Genomic DNA, 19,564 nt, shown 5'->3' with positions numbered 1-19,564 from the left:
AAGATTTATCAATTATTATCAGCCACTCAATTATTTTCGTTAGCAATAGCCACTGGAGACATTACCTCTTTCATTTCATACCAATCATTCGAATTATAATTATAACGATAATTCAACGTAAACTCTTTCTTATCAGGATTATAGTATGATGGAGTATCTTCAATATTTAACACAGTAATTCCACCATTTACATCATACCATTTATCTAATGTCACTTTTTGGCATTTTATATATTCTCCAGTTGGCAACCCATTACTCCCAATAATAGCAACATCAATCATTTCCTCAGGATGAACTGTAACAACGATCCCTTGTTTACGAAGCTCCTTTCTATCCGATGTAAGGGTAGATCCTGTTAAAATACGAATACCATGTTCCGTAACTGGAGCAACCAATTTAGTAGCATTTATTGGTTTATAATCAGGGGCATCATTCTTTTTGTCCAAAGGCTCCCAAGTATCCTTAACCACTCGCAAACTTGTTCCATTCATTGTATAATAGCTTTTTTCCTTGGTCGTTGCATAAGCATTTTTCATAAGTATCTGCATCAATACGTTCCTTCTTTCAGAAGAAATCATGTAATCAGAAACAGAAGCTATTCTTAAAGGAAGAAAGTAATTATCTTCAGGTTCCAAACCATCAATATCCACTTGAATTGGGAATAAAGAATAAGATGAATTTACATTTGGATATAATTTTATAGCCCAATCATCTACCTTATAGTGGTCTTTCGGTAATTCTAAGACATAGTTTTTATAATTATCCCCATATCTCTTCTGATTATAGTCTGATAATACAGTTTCATTCCTTTCTAGTTCTACTGTTACTTCTTTTTCAATTGGAGTCGTACCACTTGCATAAACAGAAAGGTATCCTATCCCTTCCCCGCCAAAAGAAAATTCTTGCTTGAAGATATTATCTTCTCCGCTAACAATATAAATTTCCTTACGATACTGTTCATCCTGATAAAATTCTTGCTCACAAGACGTTAGAACACCAGTAGTTGTCACACCTACCATAAGTATCAATTTATTGATAATTTTCCTATATTTCATAATTTATTCATTTAAAAAATTATTTATCCCAACCCGGGTTTTGATCAAGAACAGAAACTTTTCTAATCTCATCTAGATGCAAAGGCAACCATACCATCTTAGGTTTGAAATCACGTTCAGTTATTGATTTATACTGAATCACGGTAGGTTGGTAAAATCCCTCCCATTCAGCTTGTTCTACATTCAATCCCATTAAAGGTTCCCTTTCTAAATCTTCAACAATTCCCCAGCGCCTAATATCATAATAACGTTGTCCTTCCCAGAATAACTCAATCAAACGCTCACGTTGAATGACTTTGTTAAAAGCATCTGCTGTAGCTAAATCATCTGTTGTCAATCCTGGAATACCTGCACGATAACGAATCTGATTAAAATAATATTTGATAGCTTCTGTATCACGAATATAAGTTTGACCATCAATCTCATGCGCTTGAGTTAAATTATTCAAGGCTTCTGCATAAGCAAGCAATATTTCTGCATATCGAATAATCGGAAATGGCTTATCTTTTTGACGTGCACCACTACCACTCATGGCATCTTGTGGATTTATATATTTTCGAGAAGTATATCCAGTTATATTATAAACATTATTATTAGAATGATTTTTACCTGAATTAGCTCCATTCCAATAATCAATATTAACATTTTTCTTTGCACTTTCAGTAGTAGATCCCATCGGCCACCAAGCATGTGAATAGCCAATATTCACATAGAAACGTGGTTCACGGTTAGTATATGCCAAGTATGTTCCCTGGCTGATTTTATAACCTTCAGATAAAACTTTATCTTCTGTCGTCACACAAGTCTTATCATAAGGACGGGCTATATATGGATATGTACTACTGGAATTTTTGATATCACGCCCATCTGCCATATAAAATTGGTCTACTATATGCTGAGGCACACACAAACAAGAAGAACCTCCAAAATTCAATGGGAATACATAACCCATATGGCTACCCACTTGAGCTGTAGAACTGCACCAAATGAACTCAGGATTTTGATTAATAGAAAGCTCTCCATTGAACATTTCGGCATAGGATCTATAAGGGTCTACAACTTTTTTATCTCCCATCCCTACGCCATTTGGAAATTCAGCAGTAGGAACTCCTTGGGGAAGTGTGACTACATATGTACCATAATTTCCAGATTCAGGATGTTCAACATCAGTGGAAGCAGAAACTGTATATAATTGATATCGTCCTAAATCAATTACTTTTTTCGCTGCTGCAGCAGCAAGTGCCCATTTACGTTCATCATATGTTTGAGAAACATAATATTCTCCATCTGTACAACGCGTGAAATCACCAAAGAATCTACGGGCAGCCTCTCCACCATTATACAATGGGCTAGCAGCTTGTAATCTCACACGAGCAGCTAAAGCTAAGGCAGCTCCTTCTGTAGGAATATATTGATCCATCGAAGTGGTAACATCAGGTAAATTTTTAGCAGCCTCATCAAATTCAGAACAAATATAATCCACACATTCATCGTACGTATTGCGTGTTCTTGCATAATATTCCGCTTCCTCATTATTACTCACAACTTCATCACCCAGCAAAATCATTGGACCATTCTGTTGCAAAATCAAATAATATGCATAAGCTCTTAAGAAACGGCATTTTGCACGAAATTCCATTCTTTCAAAACTATTCATATCACGAACACCATCAATATGTGGCAATATAGTATTCACCTTACGAATCACCTTATAACATTTAGGCCAAATATTGAAATCCCATGTCCAACCGCCCATTGAACTAGAAGTAATCTCATTATTCATTAACTTCGTTCCAGAGAATTGTATAACAACCATGCCATTCCAATCACCACAGCTCACAGCCTCGTCTGAACCTGTAACTCCAGGAGTGTTCCCATATTCCCAATTTTTATCGACAACAGGAAGCAGAGCGGCAGCTCCATTAAAATAACGTTCAATATTACGCTTATTTGCATAAATAGAATCTTCTTGAAAGGTATCCTCAAAATAATCATCTATATTCAAATAATTACAAGAAGCAAAAAAGCCGGATACCAATAACAGAACCGATAATATAAAATATTTTTTCATGGACTAATTTCTATTAAGTTTACATATAGTATTAGAAATTCAAATAAAGCTGCAATGAATAACGTGCAGGCAAAGGATAAGCCTGTCCACAAGAGGTCGCTTGTTCTGGATCAAAGATCTTTACAGAATCCCATACTGCTAAATTTTCACACATCAACTGAATATTCATGGAATTAATACCCAAAATACGTTGTAATGCAGGAACTTTTAGATTATATGCCAAGCTCAACTCCTGCAAACGTAAGTAACGGGCATCACCCATCCAAAATGTAGAAGGTTTCGTATTATTCTCATTTTTCCCATAATACAAACGTGGAAAACGAGCATTTGGATTCTCTGTAGCCTGATTTCCTGAATATTCAGCAGAAATCCAACGATTCTCCGGATTATAAGCAATAGTCATTATATTTCCTTTATCCTTCTGATTAAATGGCATATATCCATCGAAACTTTTACCATCCGAACCACCATATAAGAACTTATTACGTCCTGTCCCCTTGAACAAGACATTTAGTGTCCAACTTTTATAACGAAACTCAGCACCAATACCATACATCAACTGTGGTACCCCTGAATAAGCAAATAAAGGTACTTTATCATCATCAGTAATCTTGCCATCACCATTTATATCTCGATATTTAATATCACCAGGGCGTACCGTACCAAATTGTGTAGGACTCATTTCTACATCTTGTTGATCTTTAAACAATCCCATAGCAACAAATCCACGTTGTACATTATTGGCGTAACCATTATTTTCCAAATATGTATAAGGCTTTTTTGTATCTTCCCAATTTAATATCTTATTCTTGCTTAAAGTAAAATTACTACGTAATATCACATGTGCATCCTTTCCTATCTGTTGATAGAATTCCATATTTCCATCAGCACCCCAGCTCTTCATACGACCTATATTACCATAAGGCATTTGAATCAAGCCTACATAATCAGGAATTTGTTTACGTTCCTGAAAAATTCCATCCCGTGTATCCTTAAAATAATCTAAAGTCAAAGTAAATTTATCCTTAAATAAATGAAGATCCATGCCAACATCAAATTTCTTTGCTTTTTCCCACATCAAATTATTGGCACCAACTTGTTCTTCTGTTAAGCTACCAGTCCCTCCCCAAGGATTTGAAGCATTTTCTTCTTTTATTAGGGTCAGATAAGGAAAACGTCTAGAACTGATGCGGTCATTACCAACAACACCATAAGAAACGCGAAGCTTTAGAAAATTCAACCAACTTACATTTTCACGCATAAATTCATATGAAGATGGTACCCATGCGAAAGCTCCTGCCGGAAAGAATCCATATTGTTTACCTGGTTCAAAGTTTTCAGATCCATTCAAACCAAAGTTCAAATCCCAAAAATATGTATCTTTAAAACCATATGTAAAACGACCAGAAAGACTTTGATAACGTTTTGGTATAGCATTCATGCTTTTATCCGCACCAGTTTCAGATGTATCTTCTATATAATAAAACAATAAACCGCCTACACGATGATCACCAAAGGTACGGTCATAATTAACATTTGCCTCTAAATATAGCTTCCTCCAAACCCAAGCAGCACTACTATATGTAACGTTCTTTTCATCAGCTATTTTCTCAAAACTCAAGGTACCATTAGGGTTACGCTCCTTCAATGCCTCATTTAGTTCCGGCATTTTATAGCGCGCTTCTCCGAATAAGCTTTGTGTATCCCATGATCCCTGTACTTTAGCTGATAGCCCTTTAGTAATCATCGACAAATCCTGTGTAATACCTAAAGTAACTAAATTCCTGGTATTCTGTTCTCTAGCATTACCTGTATAATTCAATAGAACATACGGAGATATTTCATCCTTAGTTCCTGCAGCAGGATAATATCCGTTTGAATAGCGTAATGGATAGCTTATTGGAGTAGTCTTTGCCTGTGAACTCCATAGCCAATCTGTCAAACTGACTCCTCTAGAATATTCCCCCATGCTCGGGCGAGTATTCACCGACATATAGCCAGTTGTTCCAATATAGACTTTAGTTGTTTTAGTCAAATCTATATCCAAATTCAAACGATAATTATAAGTATCATAGCCTACACCTTTATTGTATTTACTATCTTTGGATGGATTATAAGCCGCAGATTCTTTCGACATTCCTAAACTTGCAAAATAACGGGCAACACTGCTACCACCTTGAGCACTTACATAATAAGTTTGCTGGAAAGAATTGGGATTTAAAATAACATCTTGCCAGTCAATGTTTGGGTACAGATCCGGATCTAAACCATATTTTATAATATCCATTTCTGTCTTGTTATAAATAGGAGATAATCCGGTTGCAACAGAAGCTTCATTTGCCATTTCAGCATATTGAGTGGCATTAACATATTCAGGTAAACGTTTTAAATGTGAGATTGTCATATTAGCACGACCACTGATCTTCAATTTGGACTCCAAACCACGCTTCGTCGTTACCAATACTACACCATTTGCACCTCGACTACCATACACCGCTGTAGCCGCAGCATCTTTCAAAACAGAAAAGCTTTCAACATCGGCAGCATCTATCTGACTCAAACTACCTTCCAAACCATCAATCAACACTAATGCACCACTATTAGCACCAAACGTACCAATACCGCGCACCCAAAACTCGGAAATATTTTTGCCCGGTTCACCGCTAGATTGAACTCCAATCACACCTGCAACACGACCTGCTAGTGTATTAACTATATTTGTAGCAGGAACCTCTAGCTGTGCTGGATCCATCGTTGTAATTGCACCAGCAACACTGACCTTTCGCTGTGTACCCATACCTACTACCACTACTTCATCAATATTCTCCGTAGCCGGTTTTAAGGTAACTTTAATGTTATCAATTTTATTCGTTAAACGTTGCTCATAGTTTTCATATCCCAAAAAAGACACAACCACTATATCATATATGTTCACCTTTAACCGAAATTTACCATCAATATTAGTAGTTATTCCCACACCCGGTTTATCTTTAACATATACATTTGCTCCCGGAACCGGTTCATTAAATTCATCGAAGACTGTACCAGTCAACATGAAGCTATGCTCTTTCTGTGCGTGTACTTGTGCTACAAACGCAAGAAGCAAAGCAAAAATTACAAATATTCGATTCATATTATATTAAATATAAAGTTTCACTAATTATTTATTCGACAGCCAATCGACGAATAGCACGGTTCTCTGAGTCACCGATATACATTACATCGTCGTTATCAATACAGATTCCCAGTGGTTTTTTAAATTGAGCATCTTCTGCACTACCATTTACATAACCTGAATTTTGAGGTTTTCCTGCTAATGTAGATACATAACCTGTACTCATTGTTATCTTACGAATACAGTGATTCTCGGTATCAGTCAAAATTATATTGCCTTCGGAATCGACACACATCTGTCCAGGTTTATTAAACATAGCCTGTCCTATCGGTCCGTCCAAATATCCGCTTTTACCTTCTTGACCAGCCCAACATGCCCATTCTTTAGTACGTAAATCATATTTATAAATGCAATGTTTATCGTTATTTGAGAAATAAAAAACATTCTCATCTTGGGGATCGAAAACAAGTCCATAAGCACTACCATCCTTGGTTCCAACCAAATCCCCATTCGTTAGATTCTCTCCCCTAGCATTCTCTACATCAATCCGTACCAGATTTCCACCCAACATTCTTGAATACATTTTTCCATCTGGTCCCATTGTAAAATTACACTTGGCTGCCCATACTCCAAATCCTTCAATATTTGGGAAATTTGAATCATCCCATGAAACAGAGCTTATAGCTGTAGTTGGTGCATAATCCGTCTTAGGGTCAAAATAATTAACATCATGACTATCTCTATTGGCCCAAAACTGATAAACGATTCCCTCCTTACTATTATATCCCAAGATAGGAGAGTTAAACATCGCATTAATATCTGATTTTAGAGATATTAATTTATCAGCCTCCTCATTCAACATAAATGCAGCAAATTTTCCATCATTATCTACTAAAAAGAAAACATTTTTATCCTTATCTACACAAATACACCTGTCAATATTTGCTCTAAATTGTGCTTCCGAAAGTGGTATAGTTCCTGTTGGATTCACCTGCGCTGATGTACTTCCTCCCACTAATGTAGTAACAGTGGTCTGGATATAATAATTAAATGTCTGATTGTACTCTCCCATTTGCTCCTGCACTTGTACTTTAACAACACACTCCGGGTCCTCTACTGTAGATGCACGTTTTGGAGCCAATACCAACATTCTATCATCCTTCACTGAAATTACAGAAGCCTCTTTATCATTGAAAAAGACCTTCACATTTTCCTTACTATTCCCAAAATTTGATCCATTAAGAATCACTTGAGTGGCAAGTTTGCCTTCATTCGGATAGAAATCAGTCAACACAATCGGCTTATTCGGGTCATAGCCCGAAGTTGACTCTTCATCGTCTTTACAAGACGCAAAGCAGCAGCCTACAGCTATGCAAACAAGCCACTGCCATTTAAAACATTTTTGTAATAAGTTTCTCATAGAAAATACCGTTTTTAAGAATTTATATAATAATAATGATCATAGTCTTACTTTTGTTATTTTATGTTTCTTTCTCATACTTTTCGCTACAGTTAATATTAAGACGACTAGAATAATACTAACCACTAAGTAATATTCATTTATTTTTTATTTTCTATAACATATAAGAGGAAAGGTAGAAAGCTATTTCCTGTATTTATCAACTGTCTCTTGTATACCAACCGGAAAACCAAAAAAGTTAGAAGAAATCTTATACAATGAAGGACAATCATCGTTTTCTTTAGATAAGTCATTCCATTCTTTCCACAAACTATCAAATATGGTAATATACTTATCCATTTCTACCCGATTAAAAGGCTTTTTTGTTGTATCTGCCACATAACCACATAGCATAATCTGCCACGAAACAGAAAAAAGCTCATATTTAATGCGCCCATACGAACAGGAAGTACGAATGAAATGATTCAATTCTTCTGAAGGAAAATGTAGTTTTTGAGAGATCTGTTCTATTTCCTTCCAAATACGGACAGCTTCTTCCTTTTCTTTCAGATAAGCATTTACCTGATTTCTTTCAATCATACGATCAAAATAACTCTTTTGATATACATCTCCAGTTATGGTATCATCACGTGTCCAATTAACATAAGTATCTCCCATAGCACTATATTGCCCTTTTATCACTCCATCTTCTGATAACAGGCAAAGCCGACGAAACATCTCCCATTCCGACTCGGGAAGCCCCTTTGCTTTTGCAAAATCATATAGTATTTCCTTTTCTGTTTTCAAAGGATTACTAGCCCAATGCGACATGACATAAGCATTTAATTCAACCCAAAACTCATTTTTGATATAAGGCCCTCCCCAACCACCACCACGTGACCAAGTCCAAATACCCTTAAACAAGGGATTATCTTTCACTTGGTTTAAACAATACGGATTCTTTATACCAGGTTTCTTAAATTCTTCAAAACCACCAATTACTCCTTTGGCGATATAATTTGGATGCGCTCCCTTTCCTTCATATTCACGTTGGCATTGCACTTCTACTACTTGTTGATGTTTACCAATACCTATACAAGGATTAAAAGGAACACCATATTGTCCTGATTCTTCCAGCCAATATTTGTCCAGTGCACTATAATTCATATCAGGATTTACAATTGCTGATCTCCAAAAATCTGTCATGGTGTGTTTGATAGAGAAATAAAGATTGGGATGCGGCTCTATACTGTCTGTAACAGATAAATAATATTTTGGGACCGAGTGCAATTGTCCCATAATATCCCATGTACGATAAAACAACTTCTTATTACGTCTTTCACAAACTTCTTTCCGCAATAAATTAACTAACGTAATATGGTCATGCATACCGTTTTGTACCGGATGATTACCTACGTAATAAGGAGCATCATGCAGATAAGTTTCTCCTGTACGAATCACTAATCCATCCAATTGTGGAAACGTTTTAAACATTTCCTCCATCAATTCACGAATACAAAACTGAGTGTAAGGTTTCGAGATATCAAGTTTTCCTTGTTCGTTAGTAAGTTCTGCTCTATGTTTTTCTACCAATGAGGAAGGAAGTACTAACATATCAAGCATGCAGTATACCTGAAGACCTTCCTTTTTTGCCGCATCATATTTTTTATGGATTATTTCTGCTTTCTCTGCCACCCAGCGCCCGGCTTCAGTAGTATCCGGAAATAAAGAAGGATCAAAACTCTTCCAGTCAATTCCAAACTGCGCAGCCTCAAACAAGAAAAAAACTTTTGCTCCATATTCATTTGTTTTCAAGAAAGAAGGATCGAGAAACTTTGATTCTGTCATAGCTTCACCCGGATTATGGTGTACCATATCCATCACAACAAATTTCTGTCGTACACAACCTGTCAGCAATAGATTAGCTGCATAACATGATAAAAAAATAAAATAAATATATCGCTTCATGTGTTGTTTTATAGTATGATTTTTCTCCTACTTCTATTTAGCAAATGGATCTCTTAATTTAGGAGCTTTTTTACCTGTAATAGCTTTATATATATGCTCCGCCAATATGAGCGAACCGTTCTTATTCAGATGCACATTATCCCATACATAGCAAGTTGAATCAACTTTATGCTCTAATGGGCTATACAGATCTACCAATTTCAGATGGAACTTTCTTGCAACGTTCTTTTGGATCGGATAAATTTCATCTGTTATTACCTCATTGCGGATTCCATATAAATTATTACTTGCCGGAATACAACGACATATAATGATTTTCGGTTTAGATCCACACTTCTGGAAAGTAGTGATCATATATTCTAAATCAGTTTCAAATTCATCCTTATATTTCCAATTTTCTGGTTTGGAATCATTAGTACCAAGTTTAATAATTACAACGTTCGGTTGAAATTTCTGTGCATTGATAAATGCATCGGTACTCATATAAGGATGATCACCTTTTCGCAATAAAGTATGGCCCCACTTTCCAAAATTACCAACTTCATATTGATCTCCAAGCATACGAGCCAAAGGAGTCGGATAATTGTCAACCCCTTCGGTGATACTATTGCCAATGCAAGCTATTTTAATCTTATCCTGCGCTACACCGCAAACAGATATGAGCATCAGAAATGCGAAAACTAATATTCGAACTATTTTCGTCATATGATTTTGTATTCTAGTCACTATTTTTCCTGTTTCAACTGAAAACAAAACCTCTTTACCTTTTAAAAAACAATCCACCTATCTTAACCTACGATATTTTGCAAGCTCCCTCCGACTATAGTAAGAGTAATGAGGAGCCAATTTTAGCCGGAGGATAAAATTGAAAATCAATCAAACACCAATCCTAACCTTTTACCTAAATTAAACCCATAAAAAACAATGTTTATATTAAGAACGAGTAAACAGGCAAATACCACTAAAAAGAAATAAAAAAAATATCCATAAATTTTGATTCATAGGACAAAAGGTCTTATTCTCCAAAGCCTATCTCTACAAAACCTACTTTACTTACGCTTAATATTGAGTAAATATTCTGGATACAAACCTCATTACTTCAGGTAACTCCATCCGCCAGTAAGTCCACGAATGCCCACCGTCTTTCACACGAAATTCATGACCAACCTGATGTTGCAACAGCGTGTTATGTAGAAGACAGTTCGTTATCGATAAAAAATCATCGTCACCACAACTGATATACCAGCGAATCCATTTGATGCGGTCTAACTTTTCTTTCGGGGATTTCTCCAAGATAGTTTGTATATCCATTTGTCCGAGAATTTCCGCTTTCTTTTCTTCCGATACCTTCGATAAATCCGATTGATTCTTCATTTGATCGAATGTCCATTCCCCTCCAACAGCACTCAACGGAGCAGCAGCAACGAACATCTCCGGATAATGAAGCGCATAAAACAACGCTCCACCACCTCCCATCGACAAGCCGGAGATAGCACGGTAACGACTTTCAGCACGCACCCTGTACGTTTTTTCTATATGTGGGATTAATTCCTTAAAAAAGAAATCTTCGTAATTATACGTTCCGTCCAGCAAGTTAAAATAGCCTTTATGAACCGTGTCAGCATCAGGCATAACAATAATCATCGGTGCTGATTTCCCCTCAGCAATCGCCTTATCAGCAATATACTGAACCTGACCAAATTGTATCCATCCCGTATGATTGTCACCTAACCCGTGAAGCAAATACAATACAGGATAACTACCATCTCCTTCCTCATAGCCTGCCGGCAAATAAATGGAGTAACTGCGTTCCATTCCCAAAATCTCACTTTTCACAGTACGTGTCTCATATACTTTCCCTTGTTGAGCAAAGGCCGTAGCAACCAGACACACCGCTAAAAGCGCTGACAATAAATGTTTTCTCATACGTATCTATTATTTCATGTAAATATAGTATTTTAAATTACCTGCGTTTAATTGGATTGTTTTCTTTTCTATACGAACATTCTTCCCATTCATCTTACAAGCAACAGCCCCATCGGGAATACAGAGTGTAGCAGTAACTCCTGCAGGAATATCGACTTGAAGAGTCATAATATTATCTGTCAATTCCCAATCAACAGCAATCACACCATACGGAGTGTCTTTGGTCATCTTAGCCCAAGTCACACCTTCCGGTATTTGTGGATCGATAAATACATGCCGATAACCGGGTGCTGTCTCATCCATTCTTAGTCCTCCTATTGCCTGATAAAACCAGGCTCCAATTCCATTATAGCAGTTATGCACCCTGCTCCGTTCACCATTCCAAGACTCCCAAGTCGCTGTAGCGCCATTATCTATCATATACAAATAACCTGGATAATCACGTTTCTTCAGCATTTGATATAAAAAGTCAACTTCCCTGTTACGAATAGCCCACTCTGTCAGAATAGGGACACCTACCAGCCCTACAGCAATATGGCCCTTGTACTGCTTTTCAGTATCAGTCATCATCTTTCTTTTCACATCATCGTACAAAGAATCCGGTACAGCTCCTACAAGCATCGGATAACACATGTCTAACTGTGAACCGGTAGAATAGATGCCTTCACTCGGATGATAAAACGTCTGATGAATCAACTCATTAAGATTTTTCCTGCGCACAGCAAACTCTTGTGCTTCCTTTTCTTCTCTAAGTATCAGGGCTATTTTCTCCATTGTCCCCAAACATTCACTGATAAAACAATTATTCACCAGATCAACAGAAGATTGCGCTCCTGCATCCACTCCCATCGGTGCAAGCCAGTCACCAAGATACCAATCACGATATTGAGTGTCAGGCCAGCGTTTCAGCAATCCATCCACTGTATATTTATCCACATATGAGAACCATTCTTTCATTTTTGGATAATAGTTCTTTATCAATCTCGAATCATCGTAATTCACATACGTTCGCCATGGCGCCTGCACAATAAATCCACACCAATACGGACCGCCGCCACCTGCACCGGGATTAGGACCTACATGAGCCAGACTTCCCCCGTCGCGCATTGAATCTCCCCATGTTTGTATCCAGTTTGTGAAAGTCGGCGCTACATCATACATTGTTTGCAAACTCATTGTAGACGAATTTCCATCGCCACCATAGCCTGCTCGCTCCAGATGCGGACAGTCGACCATATATCCGCTAAATGTCAGACACTTCATGGTATATTGAATCATATTATGAATGGCGTTCAAGTCTGCATCCGAACATTCGAAAGTCGCGGTCTGCCGATAATCGCCATAAATCTGGAGAGATTTTATCCATTCAGTTTTCGGTCCTACCGGAAGGTTGGAGATACGGACATAACGATAAGCATGATGATTGAACTTATTCCTAAAATATTCTCCCCTCCGTCCACCGGAAATATAAACATCACTCTCACCCTGTTTGTCAAAATCTCCTTCCTTAGTCAGATTATCACTATATTCCATCGTAACCTCATGCCCCACAGGTAACACCGGCATCTGCATTTCAAACCATCCGGTCTGTATTCTTCCCATATCTACCAACCAAGTACCTTCACTAAGTTTCCTGATAGAAACAGGTTGCAATGTGTGATGTATCTTGTTAGCTTCACACATTTGAGGTGAAACGATGTGTTCCGGTACATTTACTTCCACCACAGGGTACCATTTCATTTTATCCAGAGAATAGGTTGAAAATTCTGTCGGCACTATTCGCCCATCCACTCTTTCACCACCAAATTGCAAAGCACACCAATTACCTATATCTGAATAACCACTTTCACGTCCGCTCCAAGAAGTGTCGGTTGCAGTTAATACTTTCCATTTTCCATCTTTCAGCATATCCAGTTCCGCTTTTACCAACGGACCGTCATAAGCAGCACCAAAAGTAGTTTTCTTATACCAACCTTGTCCAAGCCATATCAACAGATCATTCTCTCCTTCTTTCAAATAAGAAGATACGTCATAAGTGACCATTAACGAACGTTTATTCAGCTGTGAAACAGCAGGGGTAAGAACATTCTCCGTAACTTTCTTTCCATTGACATATACTTCATGATACCCCAGAGAATTCACATAAAGAAAAGCTGTTGCCAGTTCATCTATTTGCACTTTTTTGCGAAGTAAAGGAGCACAAACTTTGCCTCCTTCCGGGGATGAACCGATATAGGCGCCATGTATCTGTTCCTTATTCAAAAGACCAATAGAAAAACGTGCCACCGTACTCCATTGGGAAACATTTCTTTTCCGGTCCCAGGCACGTACCCTCCAATAGCATAAAGAACGCGAAGCCAGAGGCAAGCCTTGATAAGGTACCATCACAGAAACATCAGATTTCAACTTTCCCGATTGCCATAAGTCCGCCTTCCCCCCTATTAACAGAAGACTATCTGACGCTACCTGAATTTCGTAAAAGGCTTGTCTATCCACCGCCCCATCTCCTTTCAATTTCCAGCTAAAACAGGGAGTAACGTTGTCAATCCCCAAAGGATCAACCATATTCTCACATTTTAACTCCACCAAAGAGAAAGGCCCCCTGTTCTCTTTCCCATGTACAATCTTTGGCAGACACCAAAGACAGCATATTATTCCTATGCCTAGTAACAGTTTTTTATTCTTCATAAATAAGTTTCTATGAATATTACAGCTATGGATCATCAGTCCAATACTCTCATAATAAATAATAAATGACTCAATCTATCTTTGTTAACTTGACTTTATGAGTTGTCGGCTTATTCATTTTATAGATTGTATCGACGATGGTCTTCATATATTTACTCCACACTTCGCGTATCTCAGGATACATCGCTTTGGTATACCACTCATAACTCATTCTCAGAAAACCATCTTTAGGTAAATACTCCCTAAGTTTATTTACGGCCTCCTCATTATCAGCAAACAACAGACCTTCCTTTTTCAAGAACGAGTATTCCGTCCACAAATATTCTCTGAAACGTTTTTCCACTTCAAAACGTTCTTCGTTCAGATACATGATTTTCATAGCTTGCTGATACTGGGGTGTATTGGGATAATCGGCCAGATTGATACCATCTTCCAACTGCTCAGATGAAACATTATCAATAAACAATCCGTCTATTGTCAACCGATAATGACCTTTTCCCAGGTTAGTCACCTGCAAACGCTCTTGATTAAATTCTTCCATAAACGGAACTAAATCCATAGCATCGCGTTGTGACCTTTTGTTTCCCCAACCATGTCTTGGAATAGAGTCCAAAGGATAAGGAAGTGAATTTGCCAAATAATCAAAACTTAAACTACCTGCTTCTTTCTTCAGTCCGGAGACTTTACAATTCCTATGACTTAATAGATTCTTGTTATTTGCATCAATCGAAACATCCGATACTTCGACCCCATCCAATCCCTGCGCCTTTAAAAATAAATAAGCCATCACCATCTGCCCGTCATTATCAGGATGGATTCTATCCACTCTACAAAAAGTGAATGTTGAGTCTTTCTTTTGCTCTTCCAGACTTATTTGCACCATCGGCTGATTAAAATCCACAAATCCCCATCCATTCTTCTTAGCCGCTTTGCGCTGGGCATCAATTATCTTTAAAATAGCATCATTTTTATGAAGAAAAAGCAAACTATTCAATTTCGTCGTTTCATCATAAGGTGAACCACCTATCAGCACTTTGGTCATTTTATTCTCTGCCAGCAAGCGTTTCTCTATTTCCCGAAAACTTTCCAATGATTTTTCGATCCGTTGCTCCGACAACTCCTTAGCATTCTCCTTCCAAAAAATATCATACCCTGTGTCATTCATACCAAAAGTCAGAGTCACATAAGTCGGTTTTCTGTCAAAAACATCGTAGTCCAACCGATCTTTAATATCCCATGCACTCTCCCCGCCAATTCCGGCATTCATTATTGTTATCGGCTTGTTTGGGAAACGAGTCATGTAATACAACCATACAAACGAATGATAATGTCCGCCATGGGTTATACTATTTCCAACAAAAACTACCCGTTCTCCTTTTTTAAAGGGAGGAATTGCCGATTGTGCGCACAAGCTATTACAACAAGTGCAGACTAGAAACAGCAGGAAAAATACCTTTACGTTTATTTTACAGTTCATTTGATTATATGCTTTATTACAAATTTAATTATTTATCCTTCAAAACATTCTCTTTTCCAACTTTGAATGAAAAAGAATCTTGTTTAAAAAGACGATTCAAGTTTACTTAACCACTAAAACAGATCTTTTATTTTTCCTGCAACTTCCACTAGGAAAAATCAATTTCTTATTGTCACTTGTCACTTTTCAGAGATAACCATTTATCAATCAAACGAATATCGGTGATAATAAGCAGTGACAATAAGAGTGATAATAAGATTTTCGAAGTTTCTATTGTCACTTCCAGTCTACCCACATCAAGTATGCCCACTGATTTATACAACCTTAACGTCCTATTTTTCTTCGTTCTGTCCGTACACAAAACTATTTATCATAGCACATATTAAAACAAATGACGGTAACATTAATACATAAAGAAGCTTTGACGAATAAGCTTTGTCAGTAATATGTCTTCGTTTCACGTACATGGAGCATTCGGACTATGTACGTGATCTGATGGGATTACGTATGTGAAACGATGGGATTACGTACATGAAACGAACTATTGCTAGTACCAAAAGGCATTAAGCAAGCATACATACTAGATTAATAAGTCAATCATTGTCTATTAAATCAAGCAGGTTATTCAAGGTAAAGCGTTCACTTTCTACTCCTGAGCATAGTAAATACAGTATATAAGAGATATAAAAAAACACCAGAAGATAGCGCAGCAATGCTGAACTTACTATCTTCTGGTATTCAAAATAAAAAAGTAGTCCTTAGTTTTCTACATATATCATATATCCAATTTCTTCTGTTCAGCCTTACCATACTGTTTAAGCAAAACACTGACTCCCTCTTTCAACATTTCCGGTTCTGCTTCAACAGAAATAGTCCGTTCTTCACCCGGCATCAAAGTTATATAATTATCAGACATGATAACAGGAAGAATTCTTTCTTGAGTGGCCGTATTCACCAATCTTATCCGGTTAGCACAAGCAACTGTTTTCGAATGATTTTTCACCGATAATTTCATCTTCCCTTCAGATATCATCGACTTGTCAACTAACTTGCAAGACAATTCTGCTTCCGGTAACGTATTCAAGGCCGTATAATCAAGATCAGTCACACCGTTTCTCCAGTAGAAGTTATCTGAAATCAAATTACCATTTGCGTCTGTCAGTTCTAACCGGATGAAATGGAGTGGAGTCAATTCCTCAACATTTTTTTGTTTCTTACCATAGATTTCAAATTCATACAGTGAATATCCAAAGTCTGTAGCACGGCTAACTCCTTCCATTTTCACATAACGCGCAGTAACCGGAGAGAGTTTGATCTCATCTGTACCGCCTTTTCCATCTTTGTTTGTATAGACAGTTTTCCATTTCTTCGCATCATTCGAGACTTGGATTTCATACTCTTTGGCACGTGCAGTTTCCCATTTCAACACAACATTCTCTATTTTTTCTTTCTTACCCAAGTCAACATAAATCCATTGAGAATCGCTCGCATCACTTTCCCAACGACTCCCTGCTCCTCCGTCAGCTACTAAAGAAGCCGGTCTGGATGCTGATGATGAAGAAGCTACCACATTCTTGCCAAAAGCCAGATTGTATGGATTGAAGTTTAACGTGAATGCTTCCGCAATGTTACTTGCCGGTACGTCCATCTGTTTTGTACGTCCATAAGCCGCAACCTCTTTTCCATTCAGGTTGTAGATAGTTGCTTTAGCATAAGCGCCCTTCAAGTCTTTGGTAGTGGTATTTACTGCTTTTATACTATTATTAGAAGAGTTCCACTGGAGATGAAGATGTTCGCAAGCCTTCTTTGCTCCCCAATAAGCTCCGGTAGGATCATAATAATAGTCATACGTCTGCCATACGAATGATGGATATGCCGGATGACTCATCCAGATCAGAAGTCCGGCTGCATCATTCCACATTTTATCATTCCATGCTTCATACATTCCTTTCATTACTTCAATATTCAGCAACTGGGCTTTCTCACAGAACTCTTCCAGACAGGAAGATTCCCCGAATTGTGTATTTACTGATTTTTTATAATTGATAGGGTTGGCATTGGACGCTTCTTTACCAAAGAAATGCTTATTCCAAACGTTATCATCATCATCTTTCAATTGTTCATCAGTAGGCAGAGGCCACCATGAGTCTTGGGGTATAAACAGTTTCACACTCTCAAATGTCGGAAAGGTAGCCGTTCCTATTTCAGTACGCAGACCATAGCCATGATCTATACCATACGGATAAGCCGGTTCATTGAATGCCAGATTACTGCCCGAAGTCTCAAAATGATGTTTAGGCGGCTGATTTCCCCACCATCCACTTCCGGATAAACCGTCCTGATTGGAACAAGACTTATACATTCGGTCGTTCTTGTCTTCTTGAGCTATCATCTCACGCAAATAATTATCCAAATCGGGCTCCGGATGTGTTTCATTAGCACCGCACCAGATAGCAATAGAAGGGTGATTCCTTAAACGTCTCACTTTATCAAGAGCATTCGCTTTGAATGCTTCCGGCTGAGCTACGCTATTATAAGCTACATACAGCCAGAAATCATTCCATACCATGATTCCATACTTATCGCAATAATCATAGAATTCATCATCAGTCACACAACCTGTCCACAAACGGATCATGTTGTAGTTCATATCTTTATGCAACTTGATTTTGGTTTCGTACTCTTTGCCATGACAACGAAGCAGATACTCGCTCATTCCCCAGTTTCCACCTTTCAGATAAATCTTCTGTCCATTGATAAAGAATGTCAGAACCGGGTAATTCACTACGTTGTTGATCATCTTATATTCATACTTTTTGATACCAAAAGTAATATCCTTTTCATCTGATACTTTTCCATCTATCGAACAAGTCAGTTTACAGGTATAAAGATTCGGTTCTCCATAGCCGTTAGGCCACCAAAGTTTCGGATTACGAATAACTAATGCAGCAAAATCACTTTTATCTACCGACAACTGTGCTGTTTCTTTTCCTCCCACCCGAATGTGCTTGGAAAAGGTTATATTTCCCGGCTGAATAACACCGGAAACTTCCACTTCTTTCGGAGCAGAAGAAGCATTCTTGATTCCTGTAGAGAAAGATAACTCCGCTTGTTGCAAAGTCGGCAATTCCGAGCGAATCCACGGGTCTTCCATCACAGCATCACCTGTAATAGACAGATATGCATTTCCTGTAATTCCGGCAAGACGCCCCGGAACATACGGCATCCAATCCCAACCGGCACCTGCCAGATAGCTGGGACTACAAGCAACACCATACGGATCTTTTCCTTTACGAGTCTTTTTCTGGTCGGGATCAGTAATCAAAACCGCAACCGCATTCTTTCCTGATTTCTTAATCAGATGTGTCACATCAAATTTGGAACGCAACATATGCCCGCTTACATCTTTAGTAGATGTCTTTGTCCCCGATATTTTTTCTCCGTTAAAATAGAAATCGGCGAAACGATTGGTATTGTCAAAATGAAGCCAAACACGCTTACCGGCTGAATAAGATGCCGGAAGTTCAAATTCCGTACGATACCAGAAAGGACGGTTATAAAACGCCTCGTCTACTTTGTATATATTATCAGCATAGTTAGGATCGGGAACGATTCCGGCTTCAACATATGCTGTAAAAACTGCTCCGGGCACTACTCCTTTCACATAGTCCGGCATTTTAAAACCTGGGGTAGAGATTTGTTCTCCTCCCATATTATTCAAATCTGCCTGCGGTTTGACTTCCCATACTATCTTGGGATTGGAACTGTTCAATGACATGGTAGAAGTCTGAGCATGCCCTATTCCATTCAGTACAAACAAACTTGATGCCAGTAAAAGAAGTCTAAACTTATTCATCATATTATT

General features: G+C 37.9%; 10 protein-coding genes. All 10 read right to left on the bottom strand.

What is annotated here, in order from left to right:
• Window positions 1-26: 26 nt before the first annotated feature.
• Window positions 27-1,055: a BT_3044 domain-containing protein gene (locus K6V30_RS08845; RefSeq protein WP_010536673.1), complete on the bottom strand. Its 1,029-nt coding sequence runs from the start codon at window positions 1,053-1,055 to the stop codon at window positions 27-29.
• A 19-nt stretch (window positions 1,056-1,074) separates the two neighbouring features.
• Window positions 1,075-3,126 (bottom strand): RagB/SusD family nutrient uptake outer membrane protein, encoded by a 2,052-nt coding sequence (locus K6V30_RS08840; protein ID WP_055268586.1) that lies wholly within the window; start codon window positions 3,124-3,126, stop codon window positions 1,075-1,077.
• A gap of 31 nt (window positions 3,127-3,157) precedes the next feature.
• Entirely contained in the window at window positions 3,158-6,259 is a 3,102-nt protein-coding gene (locus tag K6V30_RS08835; protein ID WP_010536671.1) for a SusC/RagA family TonB-linked outer membrane protein, read from the bottom strand.
• Between the two features lie 31 nt (window positions 6,260-6,290).
• Window positions 6,291-7,661, bottom strand: coding sequence for an IPT/TIG domain-containing protein (locus K6V30_RS08830; protein ID WP_010536670.1), 1,371 nt, complete (start codon window positions 7,659-7,661; stop codon window positions 6,291-6,293).
• Between the two features lie 183 nt (window positions 7,662-7,844).
• Window positions 7,845-9,608 (bottom strand): hypothetical protein, encoded by a 1,764-nt coding sequence (locus K6V30_RS08825; protein ID WP_055268585.1) that lies wholly within the window; start codon window positions 9,606-9,608, stop codon window positions 7,845-7,847.
• 33 nt (window positions 9,609-9,641) lie between these two features.
• Entirely contained in the window at window positions 9,642-10,391 is a 750-nt protein-coding gene (locus K6V30_RS08820; protein ID WP_224207278.1) for a GDSL-type esterase/lipase family protein, read from the bottom strand.
• 276 nt (window positions 10,392-10,667) lie between these two features.
• Entirely contained in the window at window positions 10,668-11,534 is an 867-nt protein-coding gene (locus tag K6V30_RS08815; RefSeq protein ID WP_055268584.1) for an alpha/beta hydrolase, read from the bottom strand.
• A 9-nt stretch (window positions 11,535-11,543) separates the two neighbouring features.
• Window positions 11,544-14,222, bottom strand: coding sequence for a family 78 glycoside hydrolase catalytic domain (locus tag K6V30_RS08810; protein ID WP_055268583.1), 2,679 nt, complete (start codon window positions 14,220-14,222; stop codon window positions 11,544-11,546).
• A gap of 70 nt (window positions 14,223-14,292) precedes the next feature.
• Entirely contained in the window at window positions 14,293-15,699 is a 1,407-nt protein-coding gene (locus K6V30_RS08805; RefSeq protein WP_022301544.1) for an SGNH/GDSL hydrolase family protein, read from the bottom strand.
• A 775-nt stretch (window positions 15,700-16,474) separates the two neighbouring features.
• Window positions 16,475-19,558 (bottom strand): discoidin domain-containing protein, encoded by a 3,084-nt coding sequence (locus K6V30_RS08800; protein ID WP_022301545.1) that lies wholly within the window; start codon window positions 19,556-19,558, stop codon window positions 16,475-16,477.
• Window positions 19,559-19,564 lie beyond the last annotated feature (6 nt).

The sequence above is a fragment of the Bacteroides faecis genome (assembly GCF_020091505.1).
In the GTDB taxonomy this organism is placed as follows: domain Bacteria; phylum Bacteroidota; class Bacteroidia; order Bacteroidales; family Bacteroidaceae; genus Bacteroides; species Bacteroides faecis.
Note: the sequence above shows the minus strand (reverse complement) of the source record. Positions and strands in the feature narration are given on the sequence as shown.

Coding starts and splice junctions, on each gene's coding strand:
- K6V30_RS08840 (WP_055268586.1), bottom strand. CDS start 3,126: ATGAAAAAATATTTTATATTATCGGTTCTGTTATTGGTATCCGGCTTT.
- K6V30_RS08825 (WP_055268585.1), bottom strand. CDS start 9,608: ATGAAGCGATATATTTATTTTATTTTTTTATCATGTTATGCAGCTAAT.
- K6V30_RS08800 (WP_022301545.1), bottom strand. CDS start 19,558: ATGATGAATAAGTTTAGACTTCTTTTACTGGCATCAAGTTTGTTTGTA.
- K6V30_RS08805 (WP_022301544.1), bottom strand. CDS start 15,699: ATGAACTGTAAAATAAACGTAAAGGTATTTTTCCTGCTGTTTCTAGTC.
- K6V30_RS08830 (WP_010536670.1), bottom strand. CDS start 7,661: ATGAGAAACTTATTACAAAAATGTTTTAAATGGCAGTGGCTTGTTTGC.
- K6V30_RS08845 (WP_010536673.1), bottom strand. CDS start 1,055: ATGAAATATAGGAAAATTATCAATAAATTGATACTTATGGTAGGTGTG.
- K6V30_RS08815 (WP_055268584.1), bottom strand. CDS start 11,534: ATGAGAAAACATTTATTGTCAGCGCTTTTAGCGGTGTGTCTGGTTGCT.
- K6V30_RS08835 (WP_010536671.1), bottom strand. CDS start 6,259: ATGAATCGAATATTTGTAATTTTTGCTTTGCTTCTTGCGTTTGTAGCA.
- K6V30_RS08810 (WP_055268583.1), bottom strand. CDS start 14,222: ATGAAGAATAAAAAACTGTTACTAGGCATAGGAATAATATGCTGTCTT.